This is a genomic window from Veillonella sp. CHU740 (assembly GCF_003992055.1).
Taxonomy (GTDB): domain Bacteria; phylum Bacillota; class Negativicutes; order Veillonellales; family Veillonellaceae; genus F0422.
The window spans coordinates 116,322-131,498 of the sequence record NZ_RQVD01000004.1; the positions used below are offsets into that span (position 1 = coordinate 116,322).

At 40.4% G+C, this 15,177-nt stretch carries 12 protein-coding genes; 9 read left to right on the forward strand and 3 right to left on the reverse strand.

All coding sequences use genetic code 11. The annotated features are described in order from the left end of the window. Nucleotides 1–4: 4 nt before the first annotated feature. The 6 genes from recA (at nucleotide 5) to EO115_RS03715 (ending at nucleotide 7,474) form a co-directional block, all read left to right on the forward strand. A complete protein-coding gene (recA, locus tag EO115_RS03690) occupies nucleotides 5–1,114 on the forward strand; it encodes a recombinase RecA (RefSeq protein ID WP_371413257.1) in 1,110 nt (369 codons plus the stop codon). Continuing rightward, nucleotides 1,114–1,617 (forward strand): regulatory protein RecX, encoded by a 504-nt coding sequence (locus EO115_RS03695; RefSeq protein ID WP_126937641.1) that lies wholly within the window; start codon nucleotides 1,114–1,116, stop codon nucleotides 1,615–1,617. The genes recA and EO115_RS03695 overlap by 1 nt, the downstream gene beginning before the upstream one ends. Before the next feature lie 145 nt (nucleotides 1,618–1,762). After that, nucleotides 1,763–3,310, forward strand: a complete 1,548-nt coding sequence (gene rny / locus EO115_RS03700) for a ribonuclease Y (protein ID WP_256359651.1) — start codon at nucleotides 1,763–1,765, stop codon at nucleotides 3,308–3,310. A gap of 190 nt (nucleotides 3,311–3,500) precedes the next feature. Beyond that, nucleotides 3,501–5,267, forward strand: coding sequence for a DNA primase (gene dnaG, locus EO115_RS03705; protein WP_126937642.1), 1,767 nt, complete (start codon nucleotides 3,501–3,503; stop codon nucleotides 5,265–5,267). 18 nt (nucleotides 5,268–5,285) lie between these two features. After that, nucleotides 5,286–6,506 carry an RNA polymerase sigma factor RpoD gene (gene rpoD, locus EO115_RS03710; RefSeq protein ID WP_126937643.1) on the forward strand — a complete coding sequence of 407 codons (1,221 nt, stop codon included), beginning with the start codon at nucleotides 5,286–5,288 and terminating at the stop codon, nucleotides 6,504–6,506. Between the two features lie 182 nt (nucleotides 6,507–6,688). Then, nucleotides 6,689–7,474, forward strand: coding sequence for a basic amino acid ABC transporter substrate-binding protein (locus EO115_RS03715; RefSeq protein ID WP_126937644.1), 786 nt, complete (start codon nucleotides 6,689–6,691; stop codon nucleotides 7,472–7,474). A 370-nt stretch (nucleotides 7,475–7,844) separates the two neighbouring features. Here the strand turns inward: EO115_RS03715 and EO115_RS03720 are convergent, their stop codons facing one another. From EO115_RS03720 to EO115_RS03730, 3 genes are all read right to left on the reverse strand, one after another. Further along, the gene (locus tag EO115_RS03720; protein WP_126937700.1) at nucleotides 7,845–8,792 is read right to left on the reverse strand and encodes an L-lactate dehydrogenase; all 948 of its coding nucleotides are present in this window, start codon (nucleotides 8,790–8,792) and stop codon (nucleotides 7,845–7,847) included. Between the two features lie 533 nt (nucleotides 8,793–9,325). Further along, nucleotides 9,326–10,513 (reverse strand): multidrug effflux MFS transporter, encoded by a 1,188-nt coding sequence (locus tag EO115_RS03725; protein WP_126937645.1) that lies wholly within the window; start codon nucleotides 10,511–10,513, stop codon nucleotides 9,326–9,328. After that, entirely contained in the window at nucleotides 10,510–11,394 is an 885-nt protein-coding gene (locus EO115_RS03730) for an epoxyqueuosine reductase (RefSeq protein WP_126937646.1), read from the reverse strand. Before EO115_RS03730 ends, EO115_RS03725 begins: the two co-directional genes overlap by 4 nt. 260 nt (nucleotides 11,395–11,654) lie before the next feature. Between EO115_RS03730 and EO115_RS03735 the strand changes: the two genes are divergently transcribed. From EO115_RS03735 to EO115_RS03745, 3 genes are read left to right on the forward strand one after another with little or no spacing between them, the layout of a single operon-like run. After that, the gene (locus EO115_RS03735) at nucleotides 11,655–12,443 is read left to right on the forward strand and encodes an FAD binding domain-containing protein (RefSeq protein WP_126937647.1); all 789 of its coding nucleotides are present in this window, start codon (nucleotides 11,655–11,657) and stop codon (nucleotides 12,441–12,443) included. Further along, nucleotides 12,434–12,889, forward strand: coding sequence for a (2Fe-2S)-binding protein (locus EO115_RS03740; protein ID WP_126937648.1), 456 nt, complete (start codon nucleotides 12,434–12,436; stop codon nucleotides 12,887–12,889). Before EO115_RS03735 ends, EO115_RS03740 begins: the two co-directional genes overlap by 10 nt. Then, nucleotides 12,886–15,168 (forward strand): xanthine dehydrogenase family protein molybdopterin-binding subunit, encoded by a 2,283-nt coding sequence (locus tag EO115_RS03745; protein WP_126937649.1) that lies wholly within the window; start codon nucleotides 12,886–12,888, stop codon nucleotides 15,166–15,168. The genes EO115_RS03740 and EO115_RS03745 overlap by 4 nt, the downstream gene beginning before the upstream one ends. Nucleotides 15,169–15,177: the final 9 nt, after the last annotated feature.

Consider the following 15,177-nt stretch of genomic DNA (forward strand, 5'->3'; position numbering starts at 1 on the left):
AACAATGGCAAAGGATAAAGCAAAAGAAGCAGCAATTGATATGAAAGGTGGATCTCAAGAAGATCGTATGAGAGCTTTAGAAGGGGCTTTAAAACAAATTGAAAAAGATTTCGGTCAAGGTGCAATCATGCGCATGGGCGAAGCGGCGGATAAAATGAACATTGAAGTCATTTCTACAGGCGTATTGGCCTTAGATTTGGCGGTTGGTGTAGGCGGATTCCCACGAGGCCGTATTATTGAGATCTATGGACCAGAATCTTCTGGTAAAACTACAGTAGCTTTACATGCAGCAGCGGAAGCACAACGCAATGGTGGCGTTGTTGCCTTCATTGATGCGGAACATGCCTTAGACCCTGTATATGCGAAAAAATTAGGCGTAGATATCAATAGCTTGTTGATTTCCCAACCAGATAATGGTGAACAAGGCTTAGAAATTACAGAGGCATTGGTTCGCTCTGGTGCAGTAGATTTAATCGTTGTGGACTCTGTAGCGGCCTTAACACCTAAAGTAGAGATTGATGGTGAAATGACTGATGCTCACGTAGGTGTGCATGCTCGTTTGATGAGTAAAGCATTACGTAAATTAACAAGCTCCATCAGTAAAACTAGAACAGTTATTATCTTTATTAACCAATTGCGTGAAAAAGTGGGCGTTATGTTTGGTAACCCAGAAACAACTACGGGTGGTCGTGCCTTAAAATTCTACTCTACTATCCGTTTAGATGTACGCAAAGGGGAAGCTTTGACTTCTGCGAAAGAACATGTTGGTAACCGTACAAAAGTAAAAGTTGTGAAAAATAAAGTAGCCCCTCCATTCAAAGTAGCAGAATTTGATTTGATGTTTGGGGAAGGAGTTTCTTATGAAGGTACATTGATTGACATCGGTGCCAATATTGAAGTCATCAAAAAGTCTGGTGCTTGGTATTCCTATAATGGAGAACGTATGGGTCAAGGTAAAGAAGCAGCCAAAGTATTCTTGAAAGAAAACCCTCAAATTGCTCAAGAAATTGACTCTATCATTCGTGATACATTAGCAGCGGAACCATTGAATGTACTTGGACATGACGATGAAGTCGATGCAGGCACTGATATAGTGGCAGCAGATATAGAATAATGGCATTCTCTAGAAGTGGTGATAAGGATTGGAATTTCTCTAGTGCTTTAGATCAGGCTTTGCGTTTATTGGGCCCCAGGTCTTTAAGCACTCTGGAATTACGACGTAAATTGTCACAAAGGTCCGTACCCAGTGAACTCATTACAGAAGTGGAAGAAAAATTAGTAGAGTTATCGTACTTGGATGATGATGAACTAGCAGAAGAAGCTTTGCGATCGTATATAGAGGCTGAAAAATATAGTACTTATTATATTCGTGAAAAGATGCGTGAACGAGGGTTGGACGTGTCCTGTATATTAGATGACTATGATGAATGGTCGGTGGCTGTCAATTTGTTAGACCAGCGATTTTCTATTTCTGATGAAAGTTTACTAGAAGCAATAGAGCACGGCGAAGCGGAGAAGCTGAACAAGAAAAAAATAATTTATTTTTTAAAGAACAGAGGTTTTGCTGTAAGTACAATTCAAAGTATATGTTATGAATGGAGCCCCTACCTTGAGTAGGGGCTTTATCTTGACATTCCACTGTGTATGGACTACAATTATAATAGCCTTAATAATAAGCAAAATAAAATTAAAAAAAAGCAAAATGGGCGAGAAACCGGGGAAGCGGATGTATCGACTTCTCCTTTTTTTATGCATGTAGGAGGTGAAAACGATTTTAGAATACAGCATTATTGCCGTAGTAATGGTATTAGTTGGTCTTGGAGTAGGCTATTTATTGCGACGCAATATTGCAGAAGGTAAGCTGAATAAGGCTGAGACAGAAGCGGCACGAATTGTGGCAGACGGAGAGCGTTTAGCAGAGTCTAAGAAAAAAGAAGCATTACTGGAAGCAAAAGAAGAAATTCACAAATTGCGCGCTGATGTAGATAAAGAAAATCGGGATCGACGTAATGAGTTACAACGTCTTGAACGACGCATATTGCAAAAAGAAGAGCAATTGGACAAAAAACTTGATAGTATCGAGCGCAAAGAAGAGTCCTTACACCATAAGGAACGCAATTTAGAAAAAGCAGAAGAAAAAATCGAAGCATTACATCAACAACAAATGGAAGAGTTAGAACGTATTTCTAGCTTAACCTTTGATGAAGCAAAACAAATTTTGCTTACAAAAGTGGAACAAGAGATTCGTCATGATACTGCTGTGATGCTCAAAGAATTAGAGCAACAAGCAAAAGAAGAAGCAGAAAAAAATGCTAGAGAAATTATCTCTATGGCGATTCAACGATGTGCAGCTGATCATGTAGCAGAATCTACTGTATCAGTAGTTACATTACCTAATGATGAAATGAAGGGCCGAATCATTGGTCGTGAAGGCCGAAACATTCGTGCTTTAGAAACACTGACTGGTATCGATTTAATTATTGATGATACACCAGAAGCTGTTATCTTATCTGGATTTGATCCAATTCGTCGCGAGGTAGCTCGCATTGCATTGGAGAAATTGATTGTAGATGGACGTATCCATCCAGCTCGTATTGAAGAAATGGTAGAGAAAGCTCGCCGCGAAGTGGAAACAACAATCAAAGAGGCGGGTGAACAAGCTACATTTGAAGCTGATGTACACGGTCTACATCCAGAAGTAATTCGTACGCTTGGCAGATTGAAATATCGTACAAGCTATGGTCAGAATGTGTTAAAACATTCTGTTGAGGTATCTCATTTGGCAGGCATGATGGCAGCAGAATTAGGCTGTGACGTTGTGTTAGCTAAACGTGGTGGTTTGTTACATGATATTGGTAAAGCCTTAACTCATGAAATTGAAGGATCTCATGTAGAAATCGGTGTAGATATCGCCAAGAAATATCATGAAAGTGCATTGGTACAAAACTGTATCGGAGCTCATCATGGTGATGAAGAGTTCAAATCTGTAGAGGCAGTGTTAGTGGCAGCAGCAGATGCTATTTCTGCAGCACGTCCAGGTGCACGCCGTGAAACATTAGAAAATTATTTGAAACGATTATCTAAGTTAGAAGAAATTGCAGAATCCTTTGAAGGCGTTGAAAAATGCTTTGCTATCCAAGCAGGTCGTGAGATCCGCGTGATGGTAAAACCTGATAAGGTAGATGATGTAGAAGCTAACTTATTAGTGCGTGATATCATAAAACGCATTGAAAACGAATTAGAATATCCAGGACAAATAAAAGTTGTGGTAATTCGTGAAACACGAGTCGTAGATTACGCAAAAAAATAATCTGCATAAGTGGTTGGAGCAGCTTCGGCTGCTCTAACTTCTTTTTTTTCAGAGTATATAAATTTTGCATATATATTGTGAAGAAAAAGAAAGGACCACAAGTAGGAGTTTTTCTGTTTATGTAGAATAGTATTAAGTAGGGAAAATTAAAATTTTGTAATCACTGTAGTCGATAATTCAGGAGAATGACATGAGCAAGTTTTTTAGCGATGAAATAATTGAACAAGTCAAAGATGCTAACGATATTGTATCTGTCATTTCTGAGCATATTTCACTTAAGAAAAAGGGGAAAAATTACTGGGGCTGTTGTCCATTTCATAATGAAAAGACGCCTTCCTTTAGTGTGACCCCTGAAAAGGGCTTTTTTTATTGCTTTGGTTGTCGTGAATCAGGTAATGTCATTAGCTTTTTGATGAAATATGATAACTTAACATTCCCCGAAGCTATTGAGCGGTTGGCGAATCGTGCGAATATCGCCTTACCAGAGCGCAATGTATCTACGGCAGAGCGAAAGCGCATGGCTCATAAAGAGTTACTCTATGAAGTCAATGAACTGGCAGCTACGTTCTTTCATAATTGCTTAGTAAAAACGGAATTAGGAAAGGAGGGCCTTGAGTATTTGTTGCGCAGAGGTCTTACGATGGAGACTATAGAGAAGTTTCGACTTGGCTTTGCTCCAGATGGGTGGGATAAACTGTATCATGCCTTTACAGGGCGTGGGATTGATGCCAATGTCCTAGTAGAACTAGGATTGTGTCGTAAGAATGAGCAGCAGAAAATCTACGACTATTATAGAAAACGGGTTATGTTTCCTATTATGGATGCAAAAGGACACGTATTAGGATTTGGAGGCCGTGTATTGGATGACAGTAACCCCAAATACTTAAACTCTCCCGAGTCAGAGATATTTAATAAGGGTCATCTATTATTTGCGTTTAATCAATCGTATCGTACCATTCGAGAAAGAAAGCAAGCCATTCTTGTTGAAGGGTATATGGATGTGCTGAGTGCTCACAATGCTGGCATTACCAATGTGGTGGCCTCTTTGGGAACGGCTTATACAAAAGATCATGGTCGTTTATTAATGCGTCAAGCTGAAGAAATTGTATTGGCCTATGATATGGATGGAGCTGGTCGCACTGCGGCAAAGCGTGCTATAGAACTGCTGCAAAATACAGAATTTTCAGTGAAAGTTTTATCTATGCCAGATGGTAAGGATCCTGACGAATATATTAAGAATCATGGGGCACAGGCATGGCAAGAATTGGTGGATGCAGCGCCTAGCGATTTTGAGTTTTTACTGAATGAAAGTTTAATACATCATGATACGAATTCACCAGAGGGAAAACGGGCTGTGTTAGAAGAACTATTTCCGTTTATTGCAGGGCATGAAAGTCAGGTGCGACGCGAGGAATATTTAAAAGCATTAGCCCTTCCACTATGGATGGATGTGAGTACGATTCTTACCTACTTTAGGCAGTTTGCTCGTCAGGGAAAAGTAGAAGTAAAACAGCAGGTGCAAGCGCCTAAACAGGAAACGTTTACCGATGAAGAGGAACTGCTGTATTGGGCAGGTAGGGATAAGGATATCTATGCACTAGTGCACCAATACATTAGTGAAGAGGACTTAACCAATCCTTTTAATATTACGTATTATAAAGGGATTGGAAAGATTGTTGAAAGTGGAGAAGAACTTTCAGAGGTGGCATTAGAAGCACAGTTAGATATAGAGTCATGGCACTTATTTGGTAAGTGGTCTGTTCTTATCGAACGGGAGATGAGAGAAGACATATTACATGGACTCATCCGCAGTGTACGTTTGAAATCACTGCGCAATCAGTATAAGGAACATAGTCGATTAGCGGATCAGTTAAGTCGATCCAATGATCCAAGATTTATAGAAGAATTACGCATATGTCAGGATTTACAGGAATTAATTAAACAGTGGTCCGCATAGAATGAAAGGAAGAGCATCGTGGCAAAGAAGAAAAAAGAATCGCAAGTGCAAGAAATTATAGCGATCCTATTGGAGAAAGCAAAGAAAGAAGGGGCTATTACATCTAAACAAATTTCTGATGCTCTTTCGGAGCAAGTGGAAGTAACAGCTGAACAACTAGATGGTATGTATGCAGTATTTAATAATTTAGGAATTGAAGTGATGCAAGAGGATGATCACGATTCTGAAGGTGATCTGCCGATCAATGAAGAATTATTAGATGAGGACATTGAAGTTGATGTAGATGTTGAACATTTGAGCAGCGATATCGATATCACAGAGGAAGATGAAGAGGAAGGAAAAGAAATCAACTTAGATTTGTCTATTCCTGAAGGCTTGAATATTGATGATCCAGTGCGGATGTATTTAAAAGAAATTGGTCGTGTACCTTTGTTGTCTGGTGATGAGGAAATTATTCTAGCACAACAAATCGAAGCTGGGGCTAAAGAAGATGCGACGTATCGAGAAGTTCGTTTAGGTGATACGGCAAAACAAAAGTTGATAGATGCTAACTTACGTCTAGTGGTAAGTATTGCAAAACGCTATGTAGGTCGTGGTATGTTATTCCTAGATTTAATCCAAGAGGGAAATTTAGGCCTTATTAAAGCAGTCGATAAATTTGACTACACAAAAGGGTATAAATTCTCCACCTATGCTACATGGTGGATTCGCCAAGCTATTACAAGGGCTATTGCGGACCAAGCGAGAACGATTCGTATACCTGTACATATGGTAGAAACCATCAATAAATTAGTTCGTATTTCTCGTCAATTATTACAAGATTTGGGCCGTGATCCAAGTCCAGAAGAAATTGCTGAGGGTATGGGAATCACAGTGGAGCGAGTTCGTGAAATCCAAAAAATTTCCCAAGAACCAGTGTCTTTGGAAACTCCAATCGGGGAAGAAGAAGATTCCCATTTGGGCGACTTCTTGGAAGATAAAGATGCAGTAGCACCAGATGATGCAGCTAGCTTTATCTTACTTCGTGAACAAATCAAAGAAGTGTTTACATGTCTTACTGAAAGAGAACAACAAGTATTGGAGCTTCGTTTTGGTTTGAAAGATGGTAAACCACGTACATTAGAAGAGGTAGGCCAATTCTTTAGTGTTACCCGGGAACGGATTCGTCAAATCGAAGGAAAAGCGTTAACGAAACTAAGAAATCGTGGTAAACGAGATAAAATCAAAGACTTCTTATAATTATAAAATTTTCAATATACTATATAAGGCGCAGAAATATGTCTGCGCCTTTCTTATGAGTGGATATATATAGTTATATAGAAAATACATTTTTTGTAAAAAAGGTCTTGCAATTTTGTTTGATTATGGTATAATCTTGTATAAATAAACAAAGAAGTTGTATATTTCTATGGGAGGTTATTATGTTTGGTATGAAGAAATTAGGATTAATCCTATGTACAGCTGTTCTTGGCGTTGGTTTATTAGCTGGTTGTGGAAGCGATACAAAAAAAGAAGCACAATTAACACAAACACCAGGGGTATTAAAAGTAGGTTCAGAAACTACTTTCCCTCCATTCGAGTTTGCTGAAGAAAATAGCAATAAGTACATCGGCTTTGATGTAGATTTAAGTGAAGAAGTAGCGAAGCGTTTGGGTTTGAAACTTGAGTTTGTGAGCATGGGCTTTGATGCATTGATTCCAGCGACACAATCTGGCAATATTGATATGATTGCAGCGGGTATTAATGCGACACCAGAACGTGAGCAAGCGTTGTCATTCTCTGATCCATATTTTAATGAAGGTGGCTTCATTACTATCGTTCGTAAAGATAACACAGATATCAAGAAAATGGATGATCTTGCTAATAAACGTGTAGGTGTACAAATCGGTACTGTTCCTGTAGAAATGGCAAAAGCAATTCCAGGTACAGATGTAAAAGAATTGGATTCCAATAGCAATATCTTCATGGAGTTGAAAGCAGGCACTATTGATGGTGCTATTCTTGACCAAGCAGTAGCTATGTACTACTTAAAACAAGGTGCTGATAAAGATCTTAAATTAGTAGGTGAAGGTACAAAAGCTCCTGGCACAGTATTTGGTTTCAATAAATCTAATACAGCATTACGTGATAAAGTAAATGGTGTTTTAAAAGAAATGCGTGAAGATGGAACGTACCAAAAAATTTATGACAAATGGTTCGCTAAGTAATTACGCTATGTAGCCTGTGATATTCTTAGACGGGCAGGCAAAGGAAAGAGCACGACATATTCCTCCACAAACTGATCCTTTCGGTAGGTTTGCTCCGGAATATGTCGTGCTCTTTTTGCATTTGTTTAATTTTGGTATAAGAAATATCACAAGGCTGCTACTCGTAGTTACACGCTCAGGGTTATTTCTTGTGATGCTATGTAGTCCGTGGGGCGCATTTATTAGTAAATAGAAGACCGCAACATATTCCTTCTCAAACTGATCCTTCGGTAGGTTTGTTCAGAAATATGTTGCGGTCTTTTTGTGTTTGTATAATTTAGCTAGCAAGGAACGCCATAAAGACTACTACTCGTAATGGCGTCGCTCATGGTTATAGTGTGTGTGCTAGTTTGATATATTCTCTGATGCGTTCGCAAGATGCGTGGAATGCTTCTTGTTCGTTTGGTGTTAGGTGTAGTTCTAAAATTTCTTCGATGCCGTTTTTACCGATGATGGCAGGGACGGAGGCGAAGACGTTATGTTCACCGTATTCTCCTTCTAATTTGCAAGAGAGAGGGAGAACTTTTTGTTCGTCGTGAAAGTAGGCTCGGATGATTTCTGTCACGGAAGCAGCGATGCCAAATTCTGTGGATCCTTTTCCGATGAGAACTAAGTACCCGCCATACTTCATTTGTTCAACTAGGGCATTTTCATCAAAAGTAGGGAAACGGTGTGGTAGTTCCTTTTGTAGTTCTTTCAAAGGTTTTCCTGATACAGTTACATGAGACCAAGGTACCATGGCGCTACCACCATGCTCGCCCATAGCATAGCAGGATAAAGATCGTCGATGTATGTTGATTTGCTCGGATACAAGACGTTGCAATCGTGCAGAGTCTAAGGATGTACCAGAAGAAATAATTTTATGTTTAGGATAGCCTAAATAGTCTTGTACATAGGCAGCTACCACATCAGCAGGGTTGGAAATACTGACGATGAATCCATTAAAACCAGAGGCTTTCACACGAGGTAGGAATTCACGTAACACTTCTACCGTAGCACCTAATGTATCTAAGCGATCTTGTTCTGGAGTAGGTAGAGGACCGGCAGAGATGACAAGCACATCGCAGTCACCAATATCCTCCGGCTCACAGGCGATAGCTTTCACACGATGTGGTAAATAGCTTACCGCATCATTTACATCCGTCGCTTGCGCAATGGCCTTGTCCTTATCAATATCTACCATATATAAATGATCCACCTCTCCTTGCGTAGCAAGAGAAAAGGCCACATGAGAACCTACATGACCAGTCCCAATAATCGCAACCTTGCGTAATTCCATAGACATAGTATTCCTCCTATATTGAAATATGAAAGTATTCAGTAATATGTAATAGAATAAAACTTTTATCCCCTTAGGTCAAGAACCAAGAACACAGTATACGTAGAAAATCTAGTCGCATTTTATAATAGTACATTAGACAAACGCAAAAGGAGCAACAAGTTTAGACATCCCAAGGGATGTAATGTGCCGTAGAATATCTAATAGTATTTTATCTTACTAAATAATGGAAAAATAAAAGAGCACACATGTTCAGATACCTCGAAGGAATACAGTGTGCAGTAGAACATCTATTGGCACTCCATGAAGATACATTACACAAATGTAAAACGAGCAACATGTTTAGACAGCCCAAGGAAGACAATGTGCCGTAGAATATCTAATAGCATTTCAGCTTACTAAATAATAGCAACATAAAAGAGCACGACATGTTCCGGAGCAAACCTACCGAAGGATCAGTTTGCGGAGGAATATGTCGTGCTCTTTCCTTTACCAGTAAATAAAAAAGATTTCATAGGCACACACAATGACGATTAGTGAGTTCTTGGCTTCGCATATGTAAAATAGCACAATAAGGCAATGGCAGAGCATATAGTCATGGTGATTCCCATAGGAATGGCTGTATGAGATCCTGCGATACCTACGATAGGTGATACGATGCCGGCAGATACCATGGAAAAGAAACCTAATAAGGCAGAGGCACTTCCAGCAAGATGTCCATACTCTGACATCGCCATAGAAAAACTAGCAGCACCAAATAAGGATACGGTACCTACTGTAAAGAAGAGAATGGTAGTGACCACAAGGAATGGCATATCTAAAACCATGGCCCCTAAGAATAGAGCAGAGCCAAAGAAAAGAATATATAAACTGTAGCATAATAGTTGATAGTCTTTGATCACATTGCTCAAGCGAGAGCTAATCATACTGGCTAGAATGATTCCACAGCTATTAATCCCAAAAATATAACTAAATTGTTGTGCATTTAGGTGGAAAATATTCTGATATACAAAGGAAGAACCACTGATATAGCAGAAAAAAGCACCGAAGGCAAAACATTGAATGCCGCATTGTCCTAGAAAAGCTTTGTCGCGCAATAAGGTCTTATAATTGTGAATCGCTTGTTGAAGGCCACCTTCCACACGTTGTGCAGGAGGGAGACTTTCAGTGAAGAGAAAAGATCCAATGAGGAGAAGCAAGGAGAAGCCAGCTAGGACAATAAAGATGAAGCGCCAAGTTTCATAGATTAGAATCTGACCGCCTAATAAAGGGGCAATAACAGGTGCCAATCCGTTGACCATCATCAAGGATGCTAATAACTTAATTAAAGCAGGTCCTGAGGCATGGTCTCGTGCGACGGCTTTGGAGATAACTACACCAAAAGACCCCGTCACACCTTGTAAAAAGCGACCTAATAATAGAATTTCAATGTTAGGCGCATAAGCGCATATAATGGTAGCTATGACACAAAGTAGATTGCCGATGATGAGAGGCTTTTTACGGCCCATCACATCACTAACCGGTCCGGCAAAAATTTGCCCAAAGGCAATGCCGATAGTCATAATGCCAATTGTCAATTGAATGTTAGAAGCTGATGTTTGCAACTCTCCTGGCATAATCGGCAAGGATGGTAGATACATATCCGTAGCTAAGGGAGTGACGGCCGTTAAGAGGCCGAGAAAAATAATTAATGATAGTGAAATAGAATTTCGCTGTGTCATGTAAAATCCTTTCTAATAATCGCATCATTGCGAAGTAATATTTTTTTGCCACGCCAAGCCCATGCTTTGTGTCCATAGGCAGCTTTGAATTCTTTATTAGTCATTGTTTCTAATGCACAGGGATCAATATAAGGCTCGATCGATTGAAATTCAGGAATGGGGGTCATCGGAATCTGCTGATTATGTGGGCAGACCTCTTGGCATACATCACAGCCAAATACTAAAGGGGTTTTTGCTATGATCGCTTCTTCCTTTGAAGTGAGATCTCCTTTGCATTGGGTGAGATAACTTTTGCAAGTTCTATAATCAAGGTGATCACCTTGTAAGGCTTGTCCAGGACATGCTTGCAGGCACGCCCCACATTGTAAACAGGTTTGTTCCATAGGGGTGTCAGCCGGCAGTTCTAGGCTCGTTAATATGGTACCAATCACTGTATAGGATCCCCATCGAGGATGGATAAATGTTTGGTTCCAACCATAGAAACCGAGCCCTGCTAGATAGGCTACATAGCGATCGGCTAAGGGGGAGGTGTCACAATGAATTTCGTAGGACTCCAATGGATACTTCTCCTGCAGTGCCTGTACTAGTTTTGTTAAATAGGACTGTACTACAAGGTGATAATCTTGTCCCCAGCAATAACGAGCCAGATTAGTCCTATCTGTTGTGGGAACATAGTAGGGAAATAGGCACACAATGGCAGACCGGGCTGATTCGATAGTGGAACTTCCTTGTAACCGTTCTTCTAGGGTACCTGCTGTAAAAGGGCAAGGATAGGGAGTATCCAAATGGTGGCTTGCTTCTATTGGCAATGGCCAAGGGGCAACGCCAATTTCCGGTATATGTAATTGTGCAGCTAATGCGTGTAAATCGAATTGTGTCATGGCTGTTGCGTCCTAAGAATGATAGATGATATATGTTGCCTGTGAAAGGAAACTTTCATATCTTAGTATTGTACACCTATAGATTTATATAAATCAATATAAAAATGACTGAGCATTCATATAAAGATATCATGATTCTATGAAAATACTATGAACTTTCATAAATAAGACGTATAACTAGTAAGAGAATTCATATGCAAAGGCAAGGAATACATGGTAATATATTAGGTGAGAATATATTGAAATTAGGAGGTATGGGTATGCTCATGTTTACGCAAGTGCAACAACCTAGTAGTTTGGAAGAAGCACATGCTTTATTAATAAAACAAAAAATGGCGCCTGTATTGGCTGGTGGTTGTTGGACACGATTGGGAAACCGTAAGTGGCCGATGGTCATTGACCTTTCAGGATTGGGTCTCCGATATATAGAAGAAGATGCTACAGAGTTTCGGATTGGGGCGATGGCTACACAGCGAGATGTAGAGGTATATGAACCGTTTCAAACATTTGCGAAGGGAGCATTTCCAAAGGCTGTGAAAGATATTTTAGGTGTTCAATTCAGAAATATGGCAACGATGGGGGGATCTGTAGCGGCACGGTTTGGATTTTCTGATATCATTCCTCTGTTATTAGCCCTGAAAGCAGAGGTGCGTTTGTTTGAAGGCGGACGTATGTCTGTAGAAGCATATCTATCCTATGGAAAACGAGATTTGCTCATTGAAATTATCGTACCAAAACAAGATGTGCCAGTGGCTATCGAAGCACTTAGAAAATCTACTTCTGATTTCCCGTACTTAACGGGATCAGCTCGACGTGATGACAGTGGGTATTCTGTCTATATTGGTTGTCGCCCAGGGAAACCAATACGAGCGGTAACTGCTTGTGACATATTGAATGAAAAGGGAATGAATGCACTAGAAGAAGCCGCTGAGGCTATTGAAGGTGAGGTAGCATTCCAAAGTAATTCTCATGCAAGTGCAGAGTATCGTTTAAGCATGGCAAAGAATATGTTTAAACGTTTAGTTAAAGAGGTAGACACATGGAAATAATGTTACAAATTAATGGAGCAAAGCGTAAGGTATATATTGAAACAGATGAAACCTTATTGGAAACATTACGCAATTTAGGCTTTTACAGTGTACGTTGTGGCTGCGATACGACGAATTGTGGTCTTTGCACAGTGTGGTTAGACGGAGAGCCTATATTATCCTGTGCGTATCCGACTTTCAGAGCCCCAGGTCATGAAATTACCACCCTCGAAGGTGTAGCAGAGGAGGCTGCTAAGCTAGCAGATTGTTTAGCGGAAGAAGGGGCCGATCAATGTGGGTACTGTACGACGGGAATGATGATGAGTGCCATTGCCTTAGGTCGTAAGCATCCGAATGCAACGGATGATGAAATTCGAGCCTATTTAAATAATAATTTATGCCGTTGTACTGGATATGAATCACATATGCGAGGCATTCGTAAATATTTAGGGGACCAATCCATATGAAACATTTAGGTAAAAGTTACAAGAAAAAGGATTCTGCTACCATTTTAAGTGGGAAAGCAGCCTACACAGAAGATTTCATACCCGCTAATGCGTTATGTATTAAAATATTGCGAAGTCCTCACGCCTTTGCAAAGATTGTCGATATTAATATTGATGCGGCTATGAAAGTACCAGGTGTAGAGGCTATCTATACCTATAAAGACGTGCCTAAGACTCGCTTTACCTTGGCAGGACAAAGCTATCCTGAGCCATCTGCGTACGATATGTTGATCTTAGATCAAATTGTGCGGTATGTGGGTGATGAAGTAGCGCTTGTGGTTGCTGTAGATGAACGAACTGCATTGAAGGCAATGCCATTAATTAAAGTAAAGTATGAAGTATATGAGCCTGTGTTAGATATTCATACAGCTATCGATCATCCTAGCGTGATTCATCCTGAGGAAGATTTACACTATAATTTTCCTGTAGGGGGAGATCCTAAACGAAATATTGCTTGTTCTTATAGTCATGTGGTGGGCGATGTAGAAGCGGAATTAGCTAAGTGTGATTACGTAGTAGAAGAGTCCTATTTTGACCAAGCGACATTGCAATCCGCTATGGAATCATTTAGAACGTTCTGTACGATCGATCAATTTAATCGATTAGTGATTACTAGTTCTACGCAAGTACCATTTCATATTCGACGCCATGCAGCACGAGCTTTAGGTATTTCTGCATCACAAATTCGAGTGATTAAACCTCGTATTGGCGGTGGATTTGGGTCCAAACAAACAGGATGTACAGAGTTATTTTCTGCCTTTGTCACATGGACATTGAAAAAGCCTTCTTACATCGTTTATGATCGTCATGAGGCTAACAATTGTTCTACTAGCCGTCATGCTAGGGACTGGAAAGTGCGTGTGGGGGCTACCAAAGATGGCATCATTCAGGTGATTGATATGGTGGCTGTATCAGACGCAGGGGCTCATGGAACACATGCGCTGACAACGTTTACAGCAGGAGAACATAAGTCCTTACCACTTTACAATAAGACAAAAGCGATCCGCTATGAATCGAATATTGTATATACGAATCATATGCCAGGAGGTGCTTTCCGTGGGTATGGTGCCACAGAAGCATTATGGCCACTAGAATGTGCAATCACCAAATTGGCTAAGAAGATGGATGTGGACGAGATTGAGTTGCGTTTGAAAAACTTAATTGAAGTAGGCGAAACGGCACAATCCTATGACCCAGGTGAAATATTGGAATCTGGCTTACTAAAAGAAGCGGTTCAGCGTGCAAAGGAAATGGCGAAGTGGGATGAACGCCCTAAATCTTGGGAAATCGATGAACGGTATCGAGGTGGCTTAGGAGTAGCCTTTGCCTTCCAAGGATCTGGCGTTGCTAATGTAGACTCTGCGACAGTAGAAATTCGTATGTTAGACGATGGAAGTTATATGCTGTTTACTGGTTCTACTGATATGGGACAAGGTTCTAATACGGCATTGGCACAAATCGCTTGTGAAACCTTAGGGTGCCCAATGGATATGATGGTTGTCTATGAAGCAGATACCGATGTGGTGCCATTTGATCCAGGCTCGTATGCATCCAGTACTACCTATGTAACGGGAACAGCGACGAAACTAGCAGCAGAAGATTTGAAAAAGAAAATTATTGCTGAATTTGCTCGTGTACTAGAGGTAGAAGCAAGTCTATTAACCTTTGATGGGGAGCGTGTATGGACAGAAGATGGTAATCATGCCATGACGACTGCAGAGTTAGCTCCTAAGCTTGTGAGTGGCGCTTCTGGTCATTATTTGAATGGGATGGCTACATGGGGTAGTGAAACATCTCCACCACCGTTTATGGTGGGCATTGCAGAAGTGAAAGTAGACACAGAAACAGGTAAAGTCACACCGGAATATTTCTATGCAGTGGTTGATTGTGGTACGGTTGTGAATCGTAATTTGGCAACGGTGCAAACAGAAGGTGGCGTTGTACAAGGGATTGGTATGGCCTTGTATGAAGAGATTCGCTATTCCTCTCGAGGTGTGTTAGAGACCAACAACTTCATGCATTACAAATTGCCTACACGGCTTGATACGGGTCGCATCCATGTAGATTTTGTAGAATCCTATGAACCTTCTGGTGCCTATGGCATTAAATCGATTGGTGAAGTTGTTATCAATACATCTTGTCCGGCTATACAAGGGGCTATACTGAATGCTACAGGAGCAGAAGTGACTACATTACCAATGATTCCAGAACGTGTCTATGTAGCATTACAGGAGAAATAAACCGATTCT

Excerpts from the sequence above, each read along its gene's own strand:
- recA (WP_371413257.1), top strand. The coding sequence starts at position 5 with ATGGCAAAGGATAAAGCAAAAGAAGCAGCAATTGATATGAAAGGTGGA.
- EO115_RS03715 (WP_126937644.1), top strand. The coding sequence starts at position 6,689 with ATGTTTGGTATGAAGAAATTAGGATTAATCCTATGTACAGCTGTTCTT.
- EO115_RS03730 (WP_126937646.1), bottom strand. The coding sequence starts at position 11,394 with ATGACACAATTCGATTTACACGCATTAGCTGCACAATTACATATACCG.
- dnaG (WP_126937642.1), top strand. The coding sequence starts at position 3,501 with ATGAGCAAGTTTTTTAGCGATGAAATAATTGAACAAGTCAAAGATGCT.
- EO115_RS03745 (WP_126937649.1), top strand. The coding sequence starts at position 12,886 with ATGAAACATTTAGGTAAAAGTTACAAGAAAAAGGATTCTGCTACCATT.
- EO115_RS03740 (WP_126937648.1), top strand. The coding sequence starts at position 12,434 with ATGGAAATAATGTTACAAATTAATGGAGCAAAGCGTAAGGTATATATT.
- EO115_RS03725 (WP_126937645.1), bottom strand. The coding sequence starts at position 10,513 with ATGACACAGCGAAATTCTATTTCACTATCATTAATTATTTTTCTCGGC.
- EO115_RS03735 (WP_126937647.1), top strand. The coding sequence starts at position 11,655 with ATGCTCATGTTTACGCAAGTGCAACAACCTAGTAGTTTGGAAGAAGCA.
- EO115_RS03720 (WP_126937700.1), bottom strand. The coding sequence starts at position 8,792 with ATGGAATTACGCAAGGTTGCGATTATTGGGACTGGTCATGTAGGTTCT.
- EO115_RS03695 (WP_126937641.1), top strand. The coding sequence starts at position 1,114 with ATGGCATTCTCTAGAAGTGGTGATAAGGATTGGAATTTCTCTAGTGCT.